The sequence below is a fragment of the Lysobacter rhizosphaerae genome, from assembly GCF_054779795.1.
In genome coordinates this window covers 109,131-124,723 of sequence record NZ_BAAGXO010000004.1, presented here as the reverse complement: position 1 = coordinate 124,723, position 15,593 = coordinate 109,131, and the positions used below count along the sequence as shown (strand labels likewise).

General features: G+C 60.0%; 18 protein-coding genes. 8 read left to right on the top strand and 10 right to left on the bottom strand.

From position 1 onward, the window contains the following. The first annotated feature begins 273 nt into the window (after positions 1–273). A complete protein-coding gene (locus ACYVGE_RS07630) occupies positions 274–885 on the top strand; it encodes a hypothetical protein (RefSeq protein WP_460728642.1) in 612 nt (203 codons plus the stop codon). Between the two features lie 100 nt (positions 886–985). On the opposite strand, the gene ACYVGE_RS07625 is transcribed toward ACYVGE_RS07630, so the two are convergent. The 8 genes from ACYVGE_RS07625 to ACYVGE_RS07590 form a co-directional block, all read right to left on the bottom strand. Next, complete coding sequence (locus ACYVGE_RS07625) at positions 986–2,038, bottom strand: serine hydrolase domain-containing protein (protein ID WP_460728640.1); 1,053 nt, start codon at positions 2,036–2,038, stop codon at positions 986–988. Positions 2,039–2,120: 82 nt separating this feature from the next. Next, positions 2,121–2,966 carry a helix-turn-helix transcriptional regulator gene (locus ACYVGE_RS07620; RefSeq protein WP_460728638.1) on the bottom strand — a complete coding sequence of 282 codons (846 nt, stop codon included), beginning with the start codon at positions 2,964–2,966 and terminating at the stop codon, positions 2,121–2,123. Then, the gene (locus tag ACYVGE_RS07615) at positions 2,963–3,193 is read right to left on the bottom strand and encodes a hypothetical protein (protein ID WP_460728636.1); all 231 of its coding nucleotides are present in this window, start codon (positions 3,191–3,193) and stop codon (positions 2,963–2,965) included. Before ACYVGE_RS07615 ends, ACYVGE_RS07620 begins: the two co-directional genes overlap by 4 nt. A gap of 166 nt (positions 3,194–3,359) precedes the next feature. Next, positions 3,360–3,758, bottom strand: coding sequence for an MmcQ/YjbR family DNA-binding protein (locus ACYVGE_RS07610; protein ID WP_460728634.1), 399 nt, complete (start codon positions 3,756–3,758; stop codon positions 3,360–3,362). A gap of 67 nt (positions 3,759–3,825) precedes the next feature. After that, on the bottom strand, positions 3,826–4,551 hold the full coding sequence (locus tag ACYVGE_RS07605) for a hypothetical protein (RefSeq protein ID WP_460728632.1): 726 nt from the start codon (positions 4,549–4,551) through the stop codon (positions 3,826–3,828). Between the two features lie 129 nt (positions 4,552–4,680). Continuing rightward, positions 4,681–4,851: a hypothetical protein gene (locus tag ACYVGE_RS07600; RefSeq protein WP_460728630.1), complete on the bottom strand. Its 171-nt coding sequence runs from the start codon at positions 4,849–4,851 to the stop codon at positions 4,681–4,683. A gap of 42 nt (positions 4,852–4,893) precedes the next feature. Then, positions 4,894–5,073, bottom strand: a complete 180-nt coding sequence (locus ACYVGE_RS07595) for a hypothetical protein (RefSeq protein ID WP_460728628.1) — start codon at positions 5,071–5,073, stop codon at positions 4,894–4,896. Between the two features lie 253 nt (positions 5,074–5,326). Next, a complete protein-coding gene (locus ACYVGE_RS07590; protein ID WP_460728626.1) occupies positions 5,327–6,316 on the bottom strand; it encodes a patatin-like phospholipase family protein in 990 nt (329 codons plus the stop codon). A 233-nt stretch (positions 6,317–6,549) separates the two neighbouring features. Here ACYVGE_RS07590 and ACYVGE_RS07585 point away from each other — a divergent pair, with 233 nt between their 5' ends. After that, a complete protein-coding gene (locus ACYVGE_RS07585) occupies positions 6,550–6,735 on the top strand; it encodes a hypothetical protein (RefSeq protein ID WP_460728624.1) in 186 nt (61 codons plus the stop codon). A 125-nt stretch (positions 6,736–6,860) separates the two neighbouring features. Here ACYVGE_RS07585 and ACYVGE_RS07580 read toward each other — a convergent pair whose 3' ends face one another. Beyond that, entirely contained in the window at positions 6,861–6,992 is a 132-nt protein-coding gene (locus tag ACYVGE_RS07580) for a hypothetical protein (RefSeq protein ID WP_460728622.1), read from the bottom strand. A gap of 33 nt (positions 6,993–7,025) precedes the next feature. Next, positions 7,026–7,265, bottom strand: coding sequence for a hypothetical protein (locus ACYVGE_RS07575; protein WP_460728620.1), 240 nt, complete (start codon positions 7,263–7,265; stop codon positions 7,026–7,028). Positions 7,266–7,379: 114 nt separating this feature from the next. Here ACYVGE_RS07575 and ACYVGE_RS07570 point away from each other — a divergent pair, with 114 nt between their 5' ends. From ACYVGE_RS07570 to ACYVGE_RS07545, 6 genes are all read left to right on the top strand, one after another. Beyond that, entirely contained in the window at positions 7,380–7,736 is a 357-nt protein-coding gene (locus tag ACYVGE_RS07570; RefSeq protein WP_460728618.1) for a helix-turn-helix domain-containing protein, read from the top strand. Between the two features lie 197 nt (positions 7,737–7,933). After that, complete coding sequence (locus ACYVGE_RS07565) at positions 7,934–9,964, top strand: DUF2075 domain-containing protein (RefSeq protein WP_460728616.1); 2,031 nt, start codon at positions 7,934–7,936, stop codon at positions 9,962–9,964. Positions 9,965–9,983: 19 nt separating this feature from the next. Beyond that, entirely contained in the window at positions 9,984–10,883 is a 900-nt protein-coding gene (locus tag ACYVGE_RS07560) for a nuclease-related domain-containing protein (RefSeq protein WP_460728614.1), read from the top strand. A gap of 102 nt (positions 10,884–10,985) precedes the next feature. Further along, positions 10,986–11,951, top strand: a complete 966-nt coding sequence (locus ACYVGE_RS07555; protein ID WP_460728612.1) for a hypothetical protein — start codon at positions 10,986–10,988, stop codon at positions 11,949–11,951. A gap of 152 nt (positions 11,952–12,103) precedes the next feature. After that, positions 12,104–13,423, top strand: coding sequence for an SIR2 family protein (locus ACYVGE_RS07550; protein ID WP_460728610.1), 1,320 nt, complete (start codon positions 12,104–12,106; stop codon positions 13,421–13,423). Beyond that, complete coding sequence (locus ACYVGE_RS07545) at positions 13,413–15,485, top strand: ATP-binding protein (RefSeq protein ID WP_460728608.1); 2,073 nt, start codon at positions 13,413–13,415, stop codon at positions 15,483–15,485. Before ACYVGE_RS07550 ends, ACYVGE_RS07545 begins: the two co-directional genes overlap by 11 nt. Positions 15,486–15,593: the final 108 nt, after the last annotated feature.

The following is a 15,593-nucleotide window of genomic DNA, read 5'->3' as shown; positions in this document are numbered from 1 at the left end:
GAACTTGCGCTTGGCGTTTGTGCACGCGATCGTCGCCGCCCCGCTTCGCCTGGGCTTTTTTCCGCGGCGCTCATGCAACTCCATTGCATCGGCTGCAGCACCTGGCGCCCCGGCTGGAAGGCGACCGTGCGGGCCAGCCCCCATCCGGGCCATATCGAAGCTTTCGCAGTCCGCGTAGAAGGGCGGGCACGGCAGGCCTCCGTTCAGACGAGGCCGCCGTCCCGAGGGGGCCGACATCACGACAGTCATGCGAACTGTCAAGGGAGAAGACCCGTGTTTACGACGAACCCTGTCCGCGCCTCCCGGCACGTCCCTGACCGGCTGCGAGCCACGACACTCTCGACTGCCCTGACGGCAACGGTGTTTGCGGTCCTGTTGATGCCCGCGAGTGCGGGAACCACGCAGGTATCCGGAATCGGCGTCTTCAACGTCTCGTGTCAACCGCCAGCCGGGAGTCCACCTGCCAACCTGGGGGATTACCCGCCGATCGATCTGTCCGGGAGCCTGGACGGCTGCTGGTACACCTACGTCTCCGCATCCAAGTTCAACCCGAGCGGCACGTACATCGAGCAAGGGACCGAGCTCTTCGTCGGCTGCCTCAATGGCACGACCTGCGGAACATTCGAGACGACCTATACCTTCACCGGGAAGTACACGGACGACACGTTCGCTGAGGAGATCCACGGACGCTGCGAACACGCGGTCGTGGGCGGCACGGGGGACTTCGCAGACGCGAAGGGTGCGATCAAATTCAAGGACGACGTCGTCAACCTGAAGTTCGACTACCGGGGGCACATCAGCGTCGCGTCGCCAGGTGCGCAGGGTGCCGCAGCGGCACGTGAAGCCGCAAAGCAGCTTGAAGCAGCTACCCGCAGCGGTTGCTAGCTGCGTGGCGCCTTTGATCTGGCGCGACGCGAAATATCCAAGGCCGTAGGCTGGGTTGGCTCCACCAACCCAGCGATGGTTCGGACCCGATGCCGGGCTGCTATCGGATGCCCGGCAGAATCTGCTCCATCAGCAGCTTCGCCGTGATCCGATGCGGCTGCTGCACGTTGTAGTTGGTAGTGGTGATCACCACGACCACGCGTTCGGCGGGAAAGACCTGCACGGAGTTTCCGCCGCTGCCGTTCATCGCGAACGACTTCCAGACCTTGTCGCCTACCGGGAACTGCATCAGCCACCACAGGTAGCCGTACTCGACGCCGTCGTCGACGTGGGCGTGCGCGGTGGTCGAGGCCTGCACCCAGGCGCTTGGCACCAGCGTCTTGCCGTCGTGCTTGCCGCCGTCGAGGTACAGCTGGCCCAGGGCGAGCAGGTCGCGGCTGCGCAGGCCCAGGCCACCACCCGCCTGCGGCAAGCCCAGCGGGGAGAACTGCCATTCCGGTTTGTCGATGCCCAACGGCGTGAACAAACGACGCTGTGCGTAGGCATCGAGGCGTTCGCCGGTCGCGCCCTGCAACGCGGCGCCGAGCGTGGTCACGCCCGCCGTGCAGTAGCGGAAATTGCGCCCATACGGCGACTTCTCCGGTGTCGGCATCCACGCGGGAAAGCCCTGGATCGGCAGGTCGACGTAGAACTTCACCCAGTCCTCGACCAGGTACATGCGTTCTTCGTTGCCGCGCGAGTATTCGTTCTCGTCGTGGCATTCCAGCAGTGAGGACATGGTCATGACATCTTCGAACGTGATCTTCGCCTTGCGCGGATCGTCGTTCTCGATGGGCTTGTTGTAGTGCAGGTACGGCAGCAACGGAACCTGCGCGTTCGGCAGCTTGCCATCGGCGATGGCCAGCCCCACCAGCATCCCGGCGACGGTCTTGGTGGCCGAACGGGTGTTGCGGCGCGCTTCCGCACCGCCGTCGTCGAAGTAGTGCTCGTAGACGAGCTTGCCATCACGGGCGACCAGGACGCTGGTGATCTGCTTGAACTCACCCGCGGCCACTGTGCGGGTCACGTTGTCGAATGGCGCCTCGGTGGCGGCCGTTGCCACCAGCGGCGCTGCCAACAGACACGCCGCGAACACAACCGTTTTGATGCACATGACAAGCTCCGATCGGGAATGCGCGAACCGTAGCAGGCGCATCGCGCCGTGCCTTGTATGTTCTGAACCTGCTGCTGGCGCGTCAGCCCAGCGCGCGATATTGCGCGGGCGTACAGCGATGCTGGCGCCGGAACGCATGCGTGAAGTGGCTCTGGTCGACGAAGCCGCAAGTCGCTGCGATGTCCGCCAGCGCTTTGCTGCGGTCGTGCAGCAAGGCGATCGCGCGCTCCATGCGGCAGCGGCGCAGGTACTCGCCCGGCGAGCAGCCATAGCGCCGGCGGAATGCGCGTGCGAGATACACCGGATGCACGCCGGCGGTATCCGCCAGCTCCGCTAGGTCGGGCGTGCGGCGCCACTCGTCGTGGAGTTGCTCGCGCGCGCGTTCGAGCCACATCGGGCCGTCGCGTTCGCACGGACTCTGTTGCGCGGCGGCATCCAGCAGAAGCTGCAGGCCGGCCTCGACGGCCAGCGGCGATGCGCCGTCCCAGTTGCGCAACTCGTGCCATAGCCGCGTGGCCAGCACCAATGCGGTCGCGGGCAAGAGCATCGCGTCCTGCGTCAACTTTCGATATTCGGTCGATGCGCGCCATGCACCGGCGGGAATGGAGAGCGTGAAGAAGCGCCCGTCGAGTCCGCGAAAACAATCGCGATGCGTCGTCCCCGGCGGGTTGAGCACGAGCGCCCGCGTCGTGCACACCTCGGGCATGCCGCGCGCCGTGCTCAGGTACATGCCATCAAGCAGGAGCAGGAAGTGGGCGTCGTCGTGGGTGTGCGTGTGGACGTCGTGCTCGGGCACCGTCGGGCGCATTTCCGCCAGCGCGAGAGCGCCGACATTGCGCTGCTCGCGGTAGTCGCCGTAGAAGGCGCCGTGTCCCAGTCGCGAACCCCGATGCACGCCAGCCGATGGGACGTCCACAAGGACAGTCATGCCGCCGCGCGATGCGCGTGCTGCCCGGGACGTCTGCCCAGAAGGCGGGCAGGAAGCAACAGCAGCGCCTGCAGGAACGCGAACACTGCCGAGAACGTGATGCCGACCAGGCGGAACGGCAGGGCAAGCAGCCAGATCACCGGCCACAGCACCAGGGCCAGCAAGGCGAGCGGCCAGCACAGGACGAAGAGCAGGCACCAGGCAACGATCGCGAGCAGCGTCTTCATCGGGGGTTCTCCGCGGCCGGGGGAAGCCGCACGGGATGGACCGGTACACGTTGCGATCCTCGGAGCCCCCGGGCAACCGGCCTGCGACGAACCCGCCCGGGCACCCGACCAAGCCGCGAATACGGCGACGAAACGCGCCGCGTCCGCTTCGTCCTCGTCGCCGGGCTCAACGACGCGGCAGCCGCCCGATCGGCTCCAGACCCGCCATGTCGCCGGCCAGTTCCCGCTGGCGCTTGCGGCTCAATGAGCCCAGGGCGCGCCGGTAGGACCACGTCACCAGCTCCGTCAGGTAAGCCTCCGGCATCCGCCTGACATCCACGATGGTGACCCAGTGGAATCGCGCCATGAAGCGGGCGGGTTTGACGCCGGGCATGTCGGTCAGTTCGAGGAACCGATCCGGCGTGACACGGATGCTGAAGCGCCAACGCTCGGGCTCACTGGTCTTGAAATAGGCGAAGGTCTTTTCGCCCAGGTTGTAGACCAGGATGTTCATCGGCGGCGGCCGCAGGTGTGCGACCGCACCGGGGAACGACGCGCACAGGCGCTGGACGCCCTCGATATCCATGCCGTGGATTCTGCCGCAAGGAGCACGAGCTTGAGTCGTGGAGACGCAACGCTCGATGCTTCGCGACTCAGAGCTCCACTTCCTCGTCCAGCATCAGCAGGGCCGCGGCGGCGGCGGCCAGGTACACGCGCTCGTCGGCGGGCAACCCACGGTCGAAATGCACGCGCCCGGCATTGAGTCGATCGACAAGCGCCACCGGCCGCTGCCCGCGCGCCACTTCGAAGCCGTTCGCCACCGACGAGGAGATGCTGGACCCTTCGAAGCCATGCAGGCTGCGCAGCGTGTATACGCCCCACGGCGAATCCATGCGGCCGTGGAAGCCTGTGCCGTCGCGCGCGAGCTCCAGAGGCAGCGCCGCCCCGTCATCGAAGCGCAGTCCACAGGCCAGCATCGGCCCCGCCAACGCGGTCAGGTCCAGCTCGACGCCGTGATCGCTGTCGCCACCGAACGTCCAGGTACGGGCGCGGCACTGCACTTCGACCGGCGCCTGCTCGCGCGCCACCAGGGTGAACGCGAACGGACGGGAACGCCGACCCAGGTCCGCCACGCCGAGCGGAATCGCCCAGGCGAACGTACTGCCCTCGCGCATTTCGAGCGCGCTATAGGGACCGAAACGCACCGGCTCGTTGAAGCGCCGCGGCGAATGCCCGCTCACCTCGTAGCTATCGGCCTGCCCGGCGAAACCATCGGGAATGCGCATCTGCGCCGGCACGCACGCGGCCAGGGCCAATGACAGCAAGCCGCTTATGGCCCAGCTGGAGTGGTGTGCGGATCGGGATTCGGTTGGCTTCATGGCGGACCAAGGATTCCGAAGGAGCCCTGAGGATACGGGCATCAGCTTCAATTGCGCCCCAGGACCCACCCCGGGTGTGCTTCGCTTACCCGGCGACCGTCCTTGGCACGTGGTCGCAATCGCCTTCGACTACTTTTTCTTGGCAACGATGACGGCTTGATAGAGCTTCACAAGCGACAATGCCGTTCCGACGCCAAAGCAAATGACTCCAAGAGTGAAGGATTGGCGTATCGCGATAGCGCCGACAACGATTAGGCCCCCCAGCGCTCCGCTGTAGGCCTGGTTGCTGATGGTTCGCATGCGATACCTCCTGAATCTCTAGTGGGGTTAGCTATAGCCAGCTTACGACTCGGGTTCCCTCTTGATGGCTGCCTTGATGGCTGCCAGCCCGGCTGCGTACCAGGCAAGGCTGATCACGGCAAATTGCATTCCGTGGTGGCCCACTCCAGCAACCCTCAGGATGAGCAAGCCCGCGGCTGAGATGCAGATACCCGTTAGCGGAAACAGCAGGTCGACTTTCATCGCAGGTGTCCTTGGCAATGCCGCGTTACCCGCGGCGGCGCCAGCGTTTTTAGCAAAGCGCTCGCGACTCGACTGACGTTTATTGCGAACACATGGTTGCCAAAAAACGAACCAGCTAGCGCATTGAACGCGAGTGGCGATAGCGGCGGATCGTCGCCTTCGACAGAGCGCGCGGCAGGCGAGCGAGGAACAAGGGCCGATCCCTTTAGGCCAGAGCCCACCCTACAATTCTGCGGAGCCTGCAAGCCCGTGCTTAGTTAGCGGGGATTGAATAGGTTGCACGGTGTCCGAGCGCCGAACCATGCGCAATCAGCCATTCGTCGGCGCGTGCCCGCCCTAGTGAACACAGCGCCCGCAGCATCGCCGGGCGCGTATCGAGCTGCGCATTCACACCGGCATCGGCGAGTGAGCCGCCGGGCTCGATCAGATGCAGTCGCAGCGACTGAAGACGCCTCCCCAGCGCGGTCGATGTCAGCTTTCCCCTGATCAGCCGCTGGTTTTTCGCCAGGGCTTCCAGTTCGCGCAAAAAGGTGGCCGAGAATGCGAAGTCCATGGCCCGTGCTTCGATCTCGCGTGGGCTGACCGGCAGGCGCGGCCGCTGCAGCGGTTGCACCAGGATGCACAGAAGATCAGGGGCCCGCGCTTCATAGAAGAGCGGCGCCAGCGCAGGATTTCCGGCATAGCCGCCATCCCAATAGGCTTCACCCTCAATCTCCACGGCATGGAACAGTTGCGGCAGGCATGTCGATGCGAGGACCGCATCGCGTGTCACCTGATCGCCGCCGAACAGGACCAGCGCACCGTCACGCACGCGCGTGGCCGCCAGGTGAAGCCGGAACGGCCGCATCGCACGCAGGCGATCGAAGTCGATCAATTCGTCGAGCAAGTCGGCCAGGGGATTCAGGCCCAGCGGATTGAATTGCGCGGGCGTGAAGTGACGCGCGAGTTCATCCAACCACGCGCCGCTGACCGATGGCGCAAAGCCCCACGACGCCAGCGCACCCTTCTCACCAATGCGTTGCCACATGCGAGCGAGGTGGGCGCGCGCTCCCTCCCGTCCGTCCTCGATCCAGCCGTGAGCCATCGCTACGGCATTCACGGCCCCGCTGCTGGTCGCGCTGATCGCCTCGATCCCGATGCCGGGTTCTTCCAGCAGACGATCGATCACACCCCAGGTGAAAGCGCCATGGGCACCACCGCCCTGGAGCGCGAGCAGGAGGTTGACGGATCGCGGTCGCGGCATGGTCTTTATGAGCTTCTGACGGCAGCGAAGGGGACTCGTCCAACTAGCATGGTTTGAGTTACGGAACGATCATGGTGCGCCACCGCTGGACGCTAAATTCGATTACGGACGTCGTACATCACTCCGCCCTCCGTTCTTCCCAACCTGCGACGCCGAGCCACGACATGCGTCACGGCTCCGCTGCTGGGCGCGCCACTACCCTGTGCCCATCACCCCGTCACGAGACATCCCGAATGAAATATCTGCTCGCCGCCCTGCTCGTCCTGCCGCTGTCCGCCTGTGAGCTGTTGCCGGTGCAACTGGCGAGCCTGGGCGGAAAGGACGTGGTCTGCCACAAGGGCAAGAAGACGATGGAACTGCCGCGTGATGCGATCGGTGCCCATCTGGACCATGGCGACCACCGCGGCGCGTGCCGCTGAGGGCTGATGCGCTGCTGGGTGGACGGCGCGACCACCCGCGCGACCATCGCGGTCAGGCCTGATCCACAAACGGCAACACGCAGCATGCAAATGGTCGGGGGAACGCGGCCTTTGCTTTTCTGGGCTCAGTCGAAGTGCTCGATGTCGTCAGGCAGGCGCACCCATGGATGCCGGCGCGCCTCGTACACCGACACCCGCGGCGGCGGAAAGCCTGGATCGACGAAGGCGCCGACCGGGATGGCAATGAATCCCGGCACGGCGTCCATCCAGTAGTACAGCTCGGCCCCTTTCTACTGCCCCGTCGCGAACAACAGTTGCTGGATCAAGCGCACCACGATGCGCTGCTGCCGCTTCGTAAGCAGACCGAAGCCGAGGATGGCTTCCGCGAGCAGGTCGCCATCGGCGAACAGGTACGGCAGCGGGACCTGCAGGTGCTCGGCCAGGCGCTGGGCGCTCTTCAAAGAGAACGGCTCCCCCGGCTGCAGGTAGCGGGTGATGCGCATGCTGGGGGAAATATCGGCGTGGGACATCCTTTTACTCCGATGGGTGCAGACAATTGGGTCCGCACTGACTATCTCAATCGGATAGACTCGTGTCAACGCTTCGGATAGCACATGCCTGACCATTTTGGTCAGACTTGGCGCATGGACACTTTCGCCTCAAGGCTCCGCGCCGTTCGAGAAGCACGGGGTTGGTCACAGGAAAAGCTGGGCATCGAGCTCGATGTCACGGGCGCGACTATCTCCAAGTGGGAAACGGGTCGCTCCGAGCCCAGCCTGGCCAACCTAGAGATCTTTCTGAGGATCTTCGCGCGCGACAACGTAACGCTGGACTGGCTTATTGCGGGCGGGAAGGCGGGCGCAGCTAGTAGCAAGCCACGCAAGTCCGCACCGCCGTCGCCCAAGACCGCTGAAAGCCAAGACGAACTAGCCCTACTCGCCCGCTACCGCCGCCTCCCACCCAAGAAGCAGACGGCACTGCTCGGCCTGCTAGAGGACTAGTCCTACACGGCCCTGGCGCTCGATGCGGACGTGCTTGGACGCACTCAGACCAAGCGCGAATCTGGAAGGCTGCGCGGTCCTCAGCGGTACTAGCTGACTTATTCACACAAGGGGTTCGCGTTGCCGCACGAGTCTTATGTGCGCCTACCTGCTACCCTCGGCCGGCGCTGGGGGAGCGCGTGGTGGGGCAAGGAAGAATGGAAGGCGGCAATCGATCCGCGGTAACTGCTGGTGTCGTGTATCGCTGGATGTATAGCGACACGTTCGATAACTTCGTTAGGCGCAGTAGCGACGAGATCCTTGGTGAATTGTTCCGGCGAGCGGGCGGCAACGTTGAGCTGACCCAGAACAACGCTTGGCAGGAGCAGATCGCGATCCTTAAGGCGCTGACACTTCCGGATGGGGAGCGCGACAACGCCAAGCTGTACTTCGAATACACGATTCCGCGCCTGGGCCGGCGCGCCGACGTCATTCTGATCGTTGGACACGTGCTTTTCGTATTGGAGTTCAAGGCCGGCGAGGCCCAGTTCCAACCCGCCGCGCTGGACCAGGTCTGGGATTACGCGCTCGATCTCAAGCACTTTCACGAGTCCAGCCATGATCTGTGCATTGCGCCGGTCCTGATTGCCACGAAGGCGGACCCACAGCCGATTGCGCTCCAAGCCACCCTGCACGCGGATGGGTTGGTGCGGCCGATTCGCTGCAGCGTGAGCGCCTTGCAGGACGTCGTTACCGAGGCGCTTGCATTCTTTTCCACGCCTCGCATTGATATCGACCAATGGGAGCGCGGGCGCTACCTGCCAACCCCAACCATCGTCGAGGCGGCTCGTGCGCTCTATGCCGGCCACTCTGTGGAGTCCATCTCGCGCAGCGACGCAGGCGCCAAGAATCTCGCCGTCACCTCCAAGGCCGTCGATCAGATCATCGAGCGCGCCAAGGCCAACGGAAAGAAGGCGATCTGCTTTGTTACCGGTGTTCCCGGCGCCGGCAAAACACTTGTGGTCCTGGATGTAGCCAATCGCCACCTGGATAAGGACAGTGCGACCTACAGCGTTTTTCTTTCCGGCAATGGCCCCCTGGTGGCTGTACTTAGAGAGGCGCTCGCACGCGACAAGGTCGAGCGCACTGCGCGCGAGGGCGGCGTTCTCCGCAAAGGCGACGCGAGGAAGGAAGTAGAGGCGTTCGTTCAGAACGTTCACCACTTCAGGGATGAATGCCTAAAGGACTCCCGCCCACCGCCCGAACACGTCGTGTTGTTTGACGAGGCACAGCGCGCCTGGACGCTTGAGCAGACCACGACGTTCATGGCCAAGAAGAAGGGCAGGCCGGGATTCAACCGATCCGAGCCCGAGTTTTTGATCTCGTGTCTTGACCGGCATACGGATTGGGCCGTAGTGGTCTGTCTTGTCGGTGGCGGTCAAGAGATCAATACAGGCGAGGCCGGTATCAGCGAATGGTTCACCGCGATCCTCCAGCGCTTCCCCGATTGGGAAGTGCATCTCTCGCCACACTTGATCGAATCGGAGTATCGCAGCCAAGCCTCACTCGATAAGGTCCTAGCACTTCGGGCTACCAAGCCCGACCCCAACCTGCATCTAGCCATCTCGATGCGCTCGTTCCGAGCGGAATCGCTGAGCCGTTTTGTCCGCGAGGTGCTGGACATCGAACAGTCCGCGGCCAGGCAGACCTTGCAGGAGCTGACTGCGCGCTATCCGATTCGGCTGACGCGCCGACTGGATCTCGCCAAGCAATGGTTGCGCGAGCAAGCCCGAGGCACTGAACGCTACGGTCTCGTCGTGTCTTCTCAGGCGGAACGCCTGAAGCCGCATGCCATCGACGTGCGTGTCAAGACTGATCCGGTGAAATGGTTCCTGGACGGCAAGAACGACATCCGCTCGTCCTACTACTTAGAAGACGTAGCCACCGAGTTCCAAGTGCAGGGGCTTGAGTTGGACTGGGCCTGCGTGGTCTGGGACGGCGATCTGCGCTTTAGCGGTGACAGATGGTCGCACCACGAGTTCAAGGGCACGCGTTGGAACAACGTCAACAAGGCCGAGCGCAAGCGCTATCTAGAGAACGCCTACCGGGTGCTTTTGACCCGGGCTCGGCAAGGCATGGTGTTGGTTGTTCCTAACGGCGCAGTGGACGACCCGACTCGGGCTGCCGACTTCTACGACCCCACTTACAACTACCTCAAGTCGCTCGGTCTTTCCGAGCTTGAGGGCTGATCACGGAAGGCAGGAAGTCATGAATTGGATTAATGCTCTGATCGTTATGGGCTCGGTCTGTATTCCGACATTTATTGCAGTGGGACTCTTCTTTGGGTATCGAAAGTGGCAGGACCGTGATGGTCGGCGCTCGCCCATCGAAAACCGCGCGATCTACGGAGCAGGCGAGCAACTGCGCAGACGGGTGGAAGCGCATACCGACGAGGTAATGCTCGGCCTGACCATGCTCTTCTTTCTCGGCCCATTCTTTCTCGCCTTTTGGGCCATGCAGCGTATCCAGTGGTCACGCGTGCAGCTCAACTTCTGGGATTGGTTCCTAGCTGGTATGTTCCTGCTCATGGCGGGCGGCGCGATTTGGCGCATGTTTAGCCACGGCAAGCAGCGACGCATGGCGAACGCCGGCCTCCAGGCCGAGCTCTACACGGCACAGGAACTCAACCGGCTAATGGCGCTTGGTTGCACGGTACTGCACGACGTGCCCGGCGAGAAGTTCAACATCGACCATGTAGTGATCGGACCACGAGCGGTCTACGCCGTGGAAACCAAGTCGGTGCGTAAGCCCCGCGCCACCGAAGCAAAGGATCACTTCAAGGTAGTGTATGACGGGCAGTCGCTGCGCTTCCCTGACTTCACGAACACGAAGAAGCTTCATCAGACGAAGCGCCAAGCCGAGTGGCTGTCGGCTTACCTGCGGAAAGCAACTGGCCAATCCGTACCCGTGATTCCCGCGCTTGCCCTTCCCGGCTGGTGGATCGATTCCGGCCAGGCATCGGCGGCAGAAGTGCGTGTCTTTAACCCTGCAGGACGGGGAGCCCAGTTCATGGCGGAACGCGCAGGAAGCGTGCTCGATGCGGGAACGACTGGCCTTGTCACACAAGCGCTCGTGATGCGGTATCCCGCAGAGGGAGCGACTAAATAAACCTGATCCACTTCTTCCGTACGAACCCGCCCTTTTCCGGTATCCAGTCGATCAATCGACAAGGATCGGTAGATTGATGTTGCCTTTGCCCTGAGGGACTCCATGGCGCTCTATCAACTTCAAAAATTTCCCCCGGCTGTAATTACAGCGCCTCCACCTGCCAGCCTGCCGAAGATCCACGATCTGTGCAGATCTATGCTCGTAGTGGGATATCCGAGTAGAAAGTCGGCGAGCACTCTTGGCGGACCATGGCGAGCCGCCCTTTTGAACAGCATGGTGCAAGGTTACGTTTCACCAACTTTCAGACCAACCGGCTATTTCGACAACCTCGAACAATCAGAGCGGGGGGCGATGTCATTTTTGCTTGCTCAAGCGCTCACGCATCTTGCTGCCACCCAATGCCTCGGAGCCAGATACCTGGTTCACGTGCAGGGCCTCTCAAAGAAAGCAAGGTGGTCAATCAGCACGGCAACGACGGGCGCAAAGGTTCCAGGCCCAACAAGATCTCGACCGGATTTCATTGGTCGAACGAAGTCTCGCGGGCATATTGTCTTTGAAACCAAGGGCCGCACAGGCGGAATTTCAGACGCCCTGAAGAAGAAGGCGCTCAGTCAGGCTGCGAAGATCGCGACAATAAATGGAAAGGCCCCACTAGCGCACGTGGCGTCTTGCTTCTCTTTCGCTCGGAAAAAGCAAATCCAAGGCATTTTGATTGACCCTCCTGCGAGCCGCCATGCGTACGACCTCAAATTCAGCGATGCCGCTGCTGTTTGCAAGGCCTACAGCTTTTTTCTCGACCCAACCGTTTCAACATCCCTGGTCCAGAAGGACACATGGCACACGATTACGCTTGCCGATGGAGTTGAGTACGGAATTGAAACCAATGTACTCAAAGCGCTTCAGCGTCTGAGCCATAACTTGCGGCAAGAGCTTTCAGACGAGCCAGTCTTAGAGGCATTGGATAAGAATGAGAACATTCGTTTGGAGCAACGCTATAGCGGCGCCAACATTGGCGATGACGGTGTCTTTGTTGATCTCGAGCGATCTGCCCTGCAGGCCTCGGAATAGCGAACTACCGTCGGAAGAACCGCACTCTGAACTTTTCTTCAGAACCCGAAGATTCCACAGCGGACAAGTGCTGCCCTTCTTCAGGGCCAGATAAATTCGCCAATCAGTAACGGTACAACCAAGTTACTCCGCATGTAGCAACAGGAGCCCCGATGTCTGACAGCGCGAAGTCAAAAGAAGGAAACCCGGTCTTTTCATTCCTGAAGGGAGGCTACGACGCGATTGCATCTAAGGAAGGCATCGATTTCGATTGGGAGCGAGCTGCGGGACGAGTAAGAGAACAGATGAATGACGCGATGAATGCTAGGCATTTGAGCTTTCTGCTCGGATCCGGGTGCTCATCTTTCTACAAGAATGGGCAGCAAGTCGGGGTTCCGACTATGGGACCTCTTGCATCGGCCTTCATCGGCAATATAGGCAGCCCAGGCGACGCCAACTATGTCACGCAGACCGAGCGTGATCTGCTTCGCGAAAAGCTTGGGTTGGACATTGGTGAAGCGGAATACTCGCGCAACCTGGAACGATTGATGGAAGCGTTGTTTAGCTTTCAGTTCATCGTTAATCGAAGTTCTCAGCCTGAGATCAAAGCTGCAGCGACAGTAGTGAAGGATGTCATCGACAAAGTTACGCGCCACATCCTTCGAGCGTGCCTCGCCGGGGAGTTCGTTGTCGACGATTCCGTAATTGAGCTCTATCAGTCCTTCTATAGGAAGCTCGTCTACCGCGACCGAACGTTGCCGCGCCCTTGGATATTCACGACCAACTACGATCTCTTTAACGAGACCGCAATGGACTTGGTCGGCACACCGTATACAAATGGATTTGCAGGGGTCGTCCAGCGACGCTTCAATCCCGCTACATTCCGCTACTCGCTGGGCGAACAGCTGGACCTCTCTCGCCAACGATGGACATCCGTCGACAACTACATCTATTTATGTAAGTTGCATGGATCTGTTAGCTGGACTGAAGACGGCAAGACCCTCTTTCCGATTCGGGAAGTTCCTGACCCGAAGCCGTCCACAACAAACAGAGTCATGATCTACCCGACACCTGCCAAGCAATCTGCGAGTTTTGGGTCGCCATACTCAGATCTATTTAGGGAGTTTCAGTCCCACATCGTCCGCGAGCAAAGCGTATTGATCGTATTGGGTTATAGCTTTGGCGATGAGCATGTCAACAACATAATCTTTCAAGCGCTGACAATTCCCAGCTTCAGAATGATTGCATTCCTTCCGCCAGATCTAATGGGCGTAGCGCAAACTTTGCGCGAGCTCGAAGACCCACGAATTTGGATCATCGGTGGAGAAGGACCACTTCCAGGACAGAAGGCTCACTACTTCGACACTTTCGTTGAGAAGTTCATGCCAGAGCTGCCCGGCAACAAGGTTGACAGTGCCGTGGCAAAGGTCCTGGAGAGGCTTCTTACCAAGACAAGCGAAGGCTCAACCGAGACTGATCAAGATGACGACTGACGATCGCCGACGTGCCATAGGAAAGATCATTTCGGTCTCCGCTGACAAGTTCGTTCTGGAGCTACACCACGGCAGCGATAACTTCACAGTCGTCGGATTTGATGATGTGCATTACATCGCTCGTCTTGGATCGTACGTCATGATTGCAGTGCAATCCGAGTACGTAGTTGCGGAGGTCGTTGGCCTGCGAGAGAAGGACCCGAGCTCGCCGCGTGAGGCCCGTGAAAGCGCTGGCGAACTGAATAAGGCCTCATCGGCAAAGTACTTGGATCTCGTCCCGGTCGGGACGCTCCCGCAGCAAAGAGATGGCGGCTTTCGCTTCGGCGTCTCTACTTTTCCATCCTTGTACGCAGACGGCATGTACGCATTGGATGACGAGCTAGATCGGATATTTGAAGTTAATGACTGGATCGAGAAGTCCCCCGGTGAAGTTGGATCAACCAGGTACAAGGCCCTAACAATTGGAACTTCTGTGGTTTTTCAGGACTACACAGTAAAGGTAAAGATAGATGAGTTTTTCGGTGGGCATGTTGCAGTACTAGGCAATACTGGCAGCGGAAAGTCCTGCACGGTTGCTTCGATAATGCAGTCTCTTTTTGAGAAGCGCGATGAACACGCTGCGCGAGGAGCAACGTTTCTATTTCTCGACGTGAATGGTGAGTACCGTCAAGCCCTTTCGGAACTGCCAGCACCTATCAAACGCCTATGGCTCGAAATTCAAACGGCGACGAAATGGGCAGCAGACACCCCCATTGGAGCAAACGAAGAAACAGCATTTTTTCGCCTACCCCATTGGTTTATGTCCGTAGAAGAGTGGGAGCTACTCTTGCGCGCAAGCGAGAGGACGCAGCAACCCGTCCTGCGGACCGCACTGGGCTTAACTACGCTATTTTCTGCACAGTCTGGCGAGCAACTTGATGAGATTCGTGACCACATCCTAGCTGCCTGTATAGGCTGCATCTTGAACGGCGATACCGCCAGTCCATCCAAAGCGGACCGGATTCGTGGTCTCTTGTCTAGATTCTCCACCAAGAAAATTAGCCTTGAGTCAGTGAAGAGGCATATAGCAATCAGCTACGGCGAAATGGCCAGTGTTGAGAAGTTGACCGCCCTACTAGATTCGTGCCTGCTAGAGGAAGTGGTTCTACCTAGCTATGCCCATCAAGAGTTTGATTTCAATGACCTTGGCGCCGCACTAGATCTGGCTCTGCTGTACGAAGAGGCTCATGGAAATCGCCAAATTCGCGATTACTGCTCCCAGATGCTGACTAGGTTCAAATGGATCAAGGAGCGCGAGGAATTTGCCTTTCTCCGCACACCCCCTGACGACCTGCAACCTGTCGAGAGACAGATCGACTTGTATGTCGAACGGCTCTTGGGATTGGTTCGCCACGGATCACATTTTTCTAAAGAGACACAGATTGTCATACTTGACATGAATGAAGCTGCGGACGAAGTAGTTGAGGTTGCTTCAGCAGTTATTGCACGACTTATCTTTGATCGCCTGCGCCGCACCGACCCTCGCAACAAGCTGCCGGTTAATCTAGTTCTTGAAGAAGCTCATCGATACGTGTCAGAGCGCGCTTCAGGCCACGCGATAGATGCAAGCAAGATCTTTCAGCGCATAGCAAAAGAGGGGAGAAAGTACGGCCTATTCCTCACTGTCGCATCTCAGCGACCGAGTGAACTCTCCAAGACGGTGCTTTCGCAATGCTCAAATTTCGTAGTTCATCGAATTCAGAACCCGGATGATTTGGCACATATCCGACAGATGACTCCATTTGTATCGGACAGCGTTATGAAGCGGCTGCCGACCCTCCCAAAGCAGCACGCCCTGATTTTCGGAAATGCCGTGAACCTGCCGACAACATTTCGTGTGCGTGATGTGAGGCCGCGCCCAAAGAGCGATGACGCAGCTATTCGTGAGCTATGGTTCCGGGCGGCAACAGCCCCCATTGAAGTTACGGTTCCCAAGAGCAAACCTGGATTACCGGAAACTATTGTTGAGGATTACGAGCCCGATCCAGATGCCTATAGGGATGATCCAGATTTCGAACACTGACATAGTTTGATGATCAATTTCTCGAAATGAGGGCGGCCATTGGCCGCCCTTTTTCTATCGCTCATTTTCAAAGCTCAAACTCAAAAGATTCGCCTTCTTACTATCACT

Coding starts and splice junctions, on each gene's coding strand:
- ACYVGE_RS07595 (WP_460728628.1), bottom strand. CDS start 5,073: ATGAAAGTCGACCTGCTGTTTCCGCTAACGGGTATCTGCATCTCAGCC.
- ACYVGE_RS07560 (WP_460728614.1), top strand. CDS start 9,984: ATGAATTGGATTAATGCTCTGATCGTTATGGGCTCGGTCTGTATTCCG.
- ACYVGE_RS07585 (WP_460728624.1), top strand. CDS start 6,550: ATGAAATATCTGCTCGCCGCCCTGCTCGTCCTGCCGCTGTCCGCCTGT.
- ACYVGE_RS07605 (WP_460728632.1), bottom strand. CDS start 4,551: ATGAAGCCAACCGAATCCCGATCCGCACACCACTCCAGCTGGGCCATA.
- ACYVGE_RS07555 (WP_460728612.1), top strand. CDS start 10,986: ATGGCGCTCTATCAACTTCAAAAATTTCCCCCGGCTGTAATTACAGCG.
- ACYVGE_RS07590 (WP_460728626.1), bottom strand. CDS start 6,316: ATGCCGCGACCGCGATCCGTCAACCTCCTGCTCGCGCTCCAGGGCGGT.
- ACYVGE_RS07600 (WP_460728630.1), bottom strand. CDS start 4,851: ATGCGAACCATCAGCAACCAGGCCTACAGCGGAGCGCTGGGGGGCCTA.
- ACYVGE_RS07625 (WP_460728640.1), bottom strand. CDS start 2,038: ATGTGCATCAAAACGGTTGTGTTCGCGGCGTGTCTGTTGGCAGCGCCG.
- ACYVGE_RS07615 (WP_460728636.1), bottom strand. CDS start 3,193: ATGAAGACGCTGCTCGCGATCGTTGCCTGGTGCCTGCTCTTCGTCCTG.
- ACYVGE_RS07550 (WP_460728610.1), top strand. CDS start 12,104: ATGTCTGACAGCGCGAAGTCAAAAGAAGGAAACCCGGTCTTTTCATTC.
- ACYVGE_RS07575 (WP_460728620.1), bottom strand. CDS start 7,265: ATGTCCCACGCCGATATTTCCCCCAGCATGCGCATCACCCGCTACCTG.
- ACYVGE_RS07570 (WP_460728618.1), top strand. CDS start 7,380: ATGGACACTTTCGCCTCAAGGCTCCGCGCCGTTCGAGAAGCACGGGGT.
- ACYVGE_RS07620 (WP_460728638.1), bottom strand. CDS start 2,966: ATGACTGTCCTTGTGGACGTCCCATCGGCTGGCGTGCATCGGGGTTCG.
- ACYVGE_RS07545 (WP_460728608.1), top strand. CDS start 13,413: ATGACGACTGACGATCGCCGACGTGCCATAGGAAAGATCATTTCGGTC.
- ACYVGE_RS07610 (WP_460728634.1), bottom strand. CDS start 3,758: ATGGATATCGAGGGCGTCCAGCGCCTGTGCGCGTCGTTCCCCGGTGCG.
- ACYVGE_RS07565 (WP_460728616.1), top strand. CDS start 7,934: ATGGAAGGCGGCAATCGATCCGCGGTAACTGCTGGTGTCGTGTATCGC.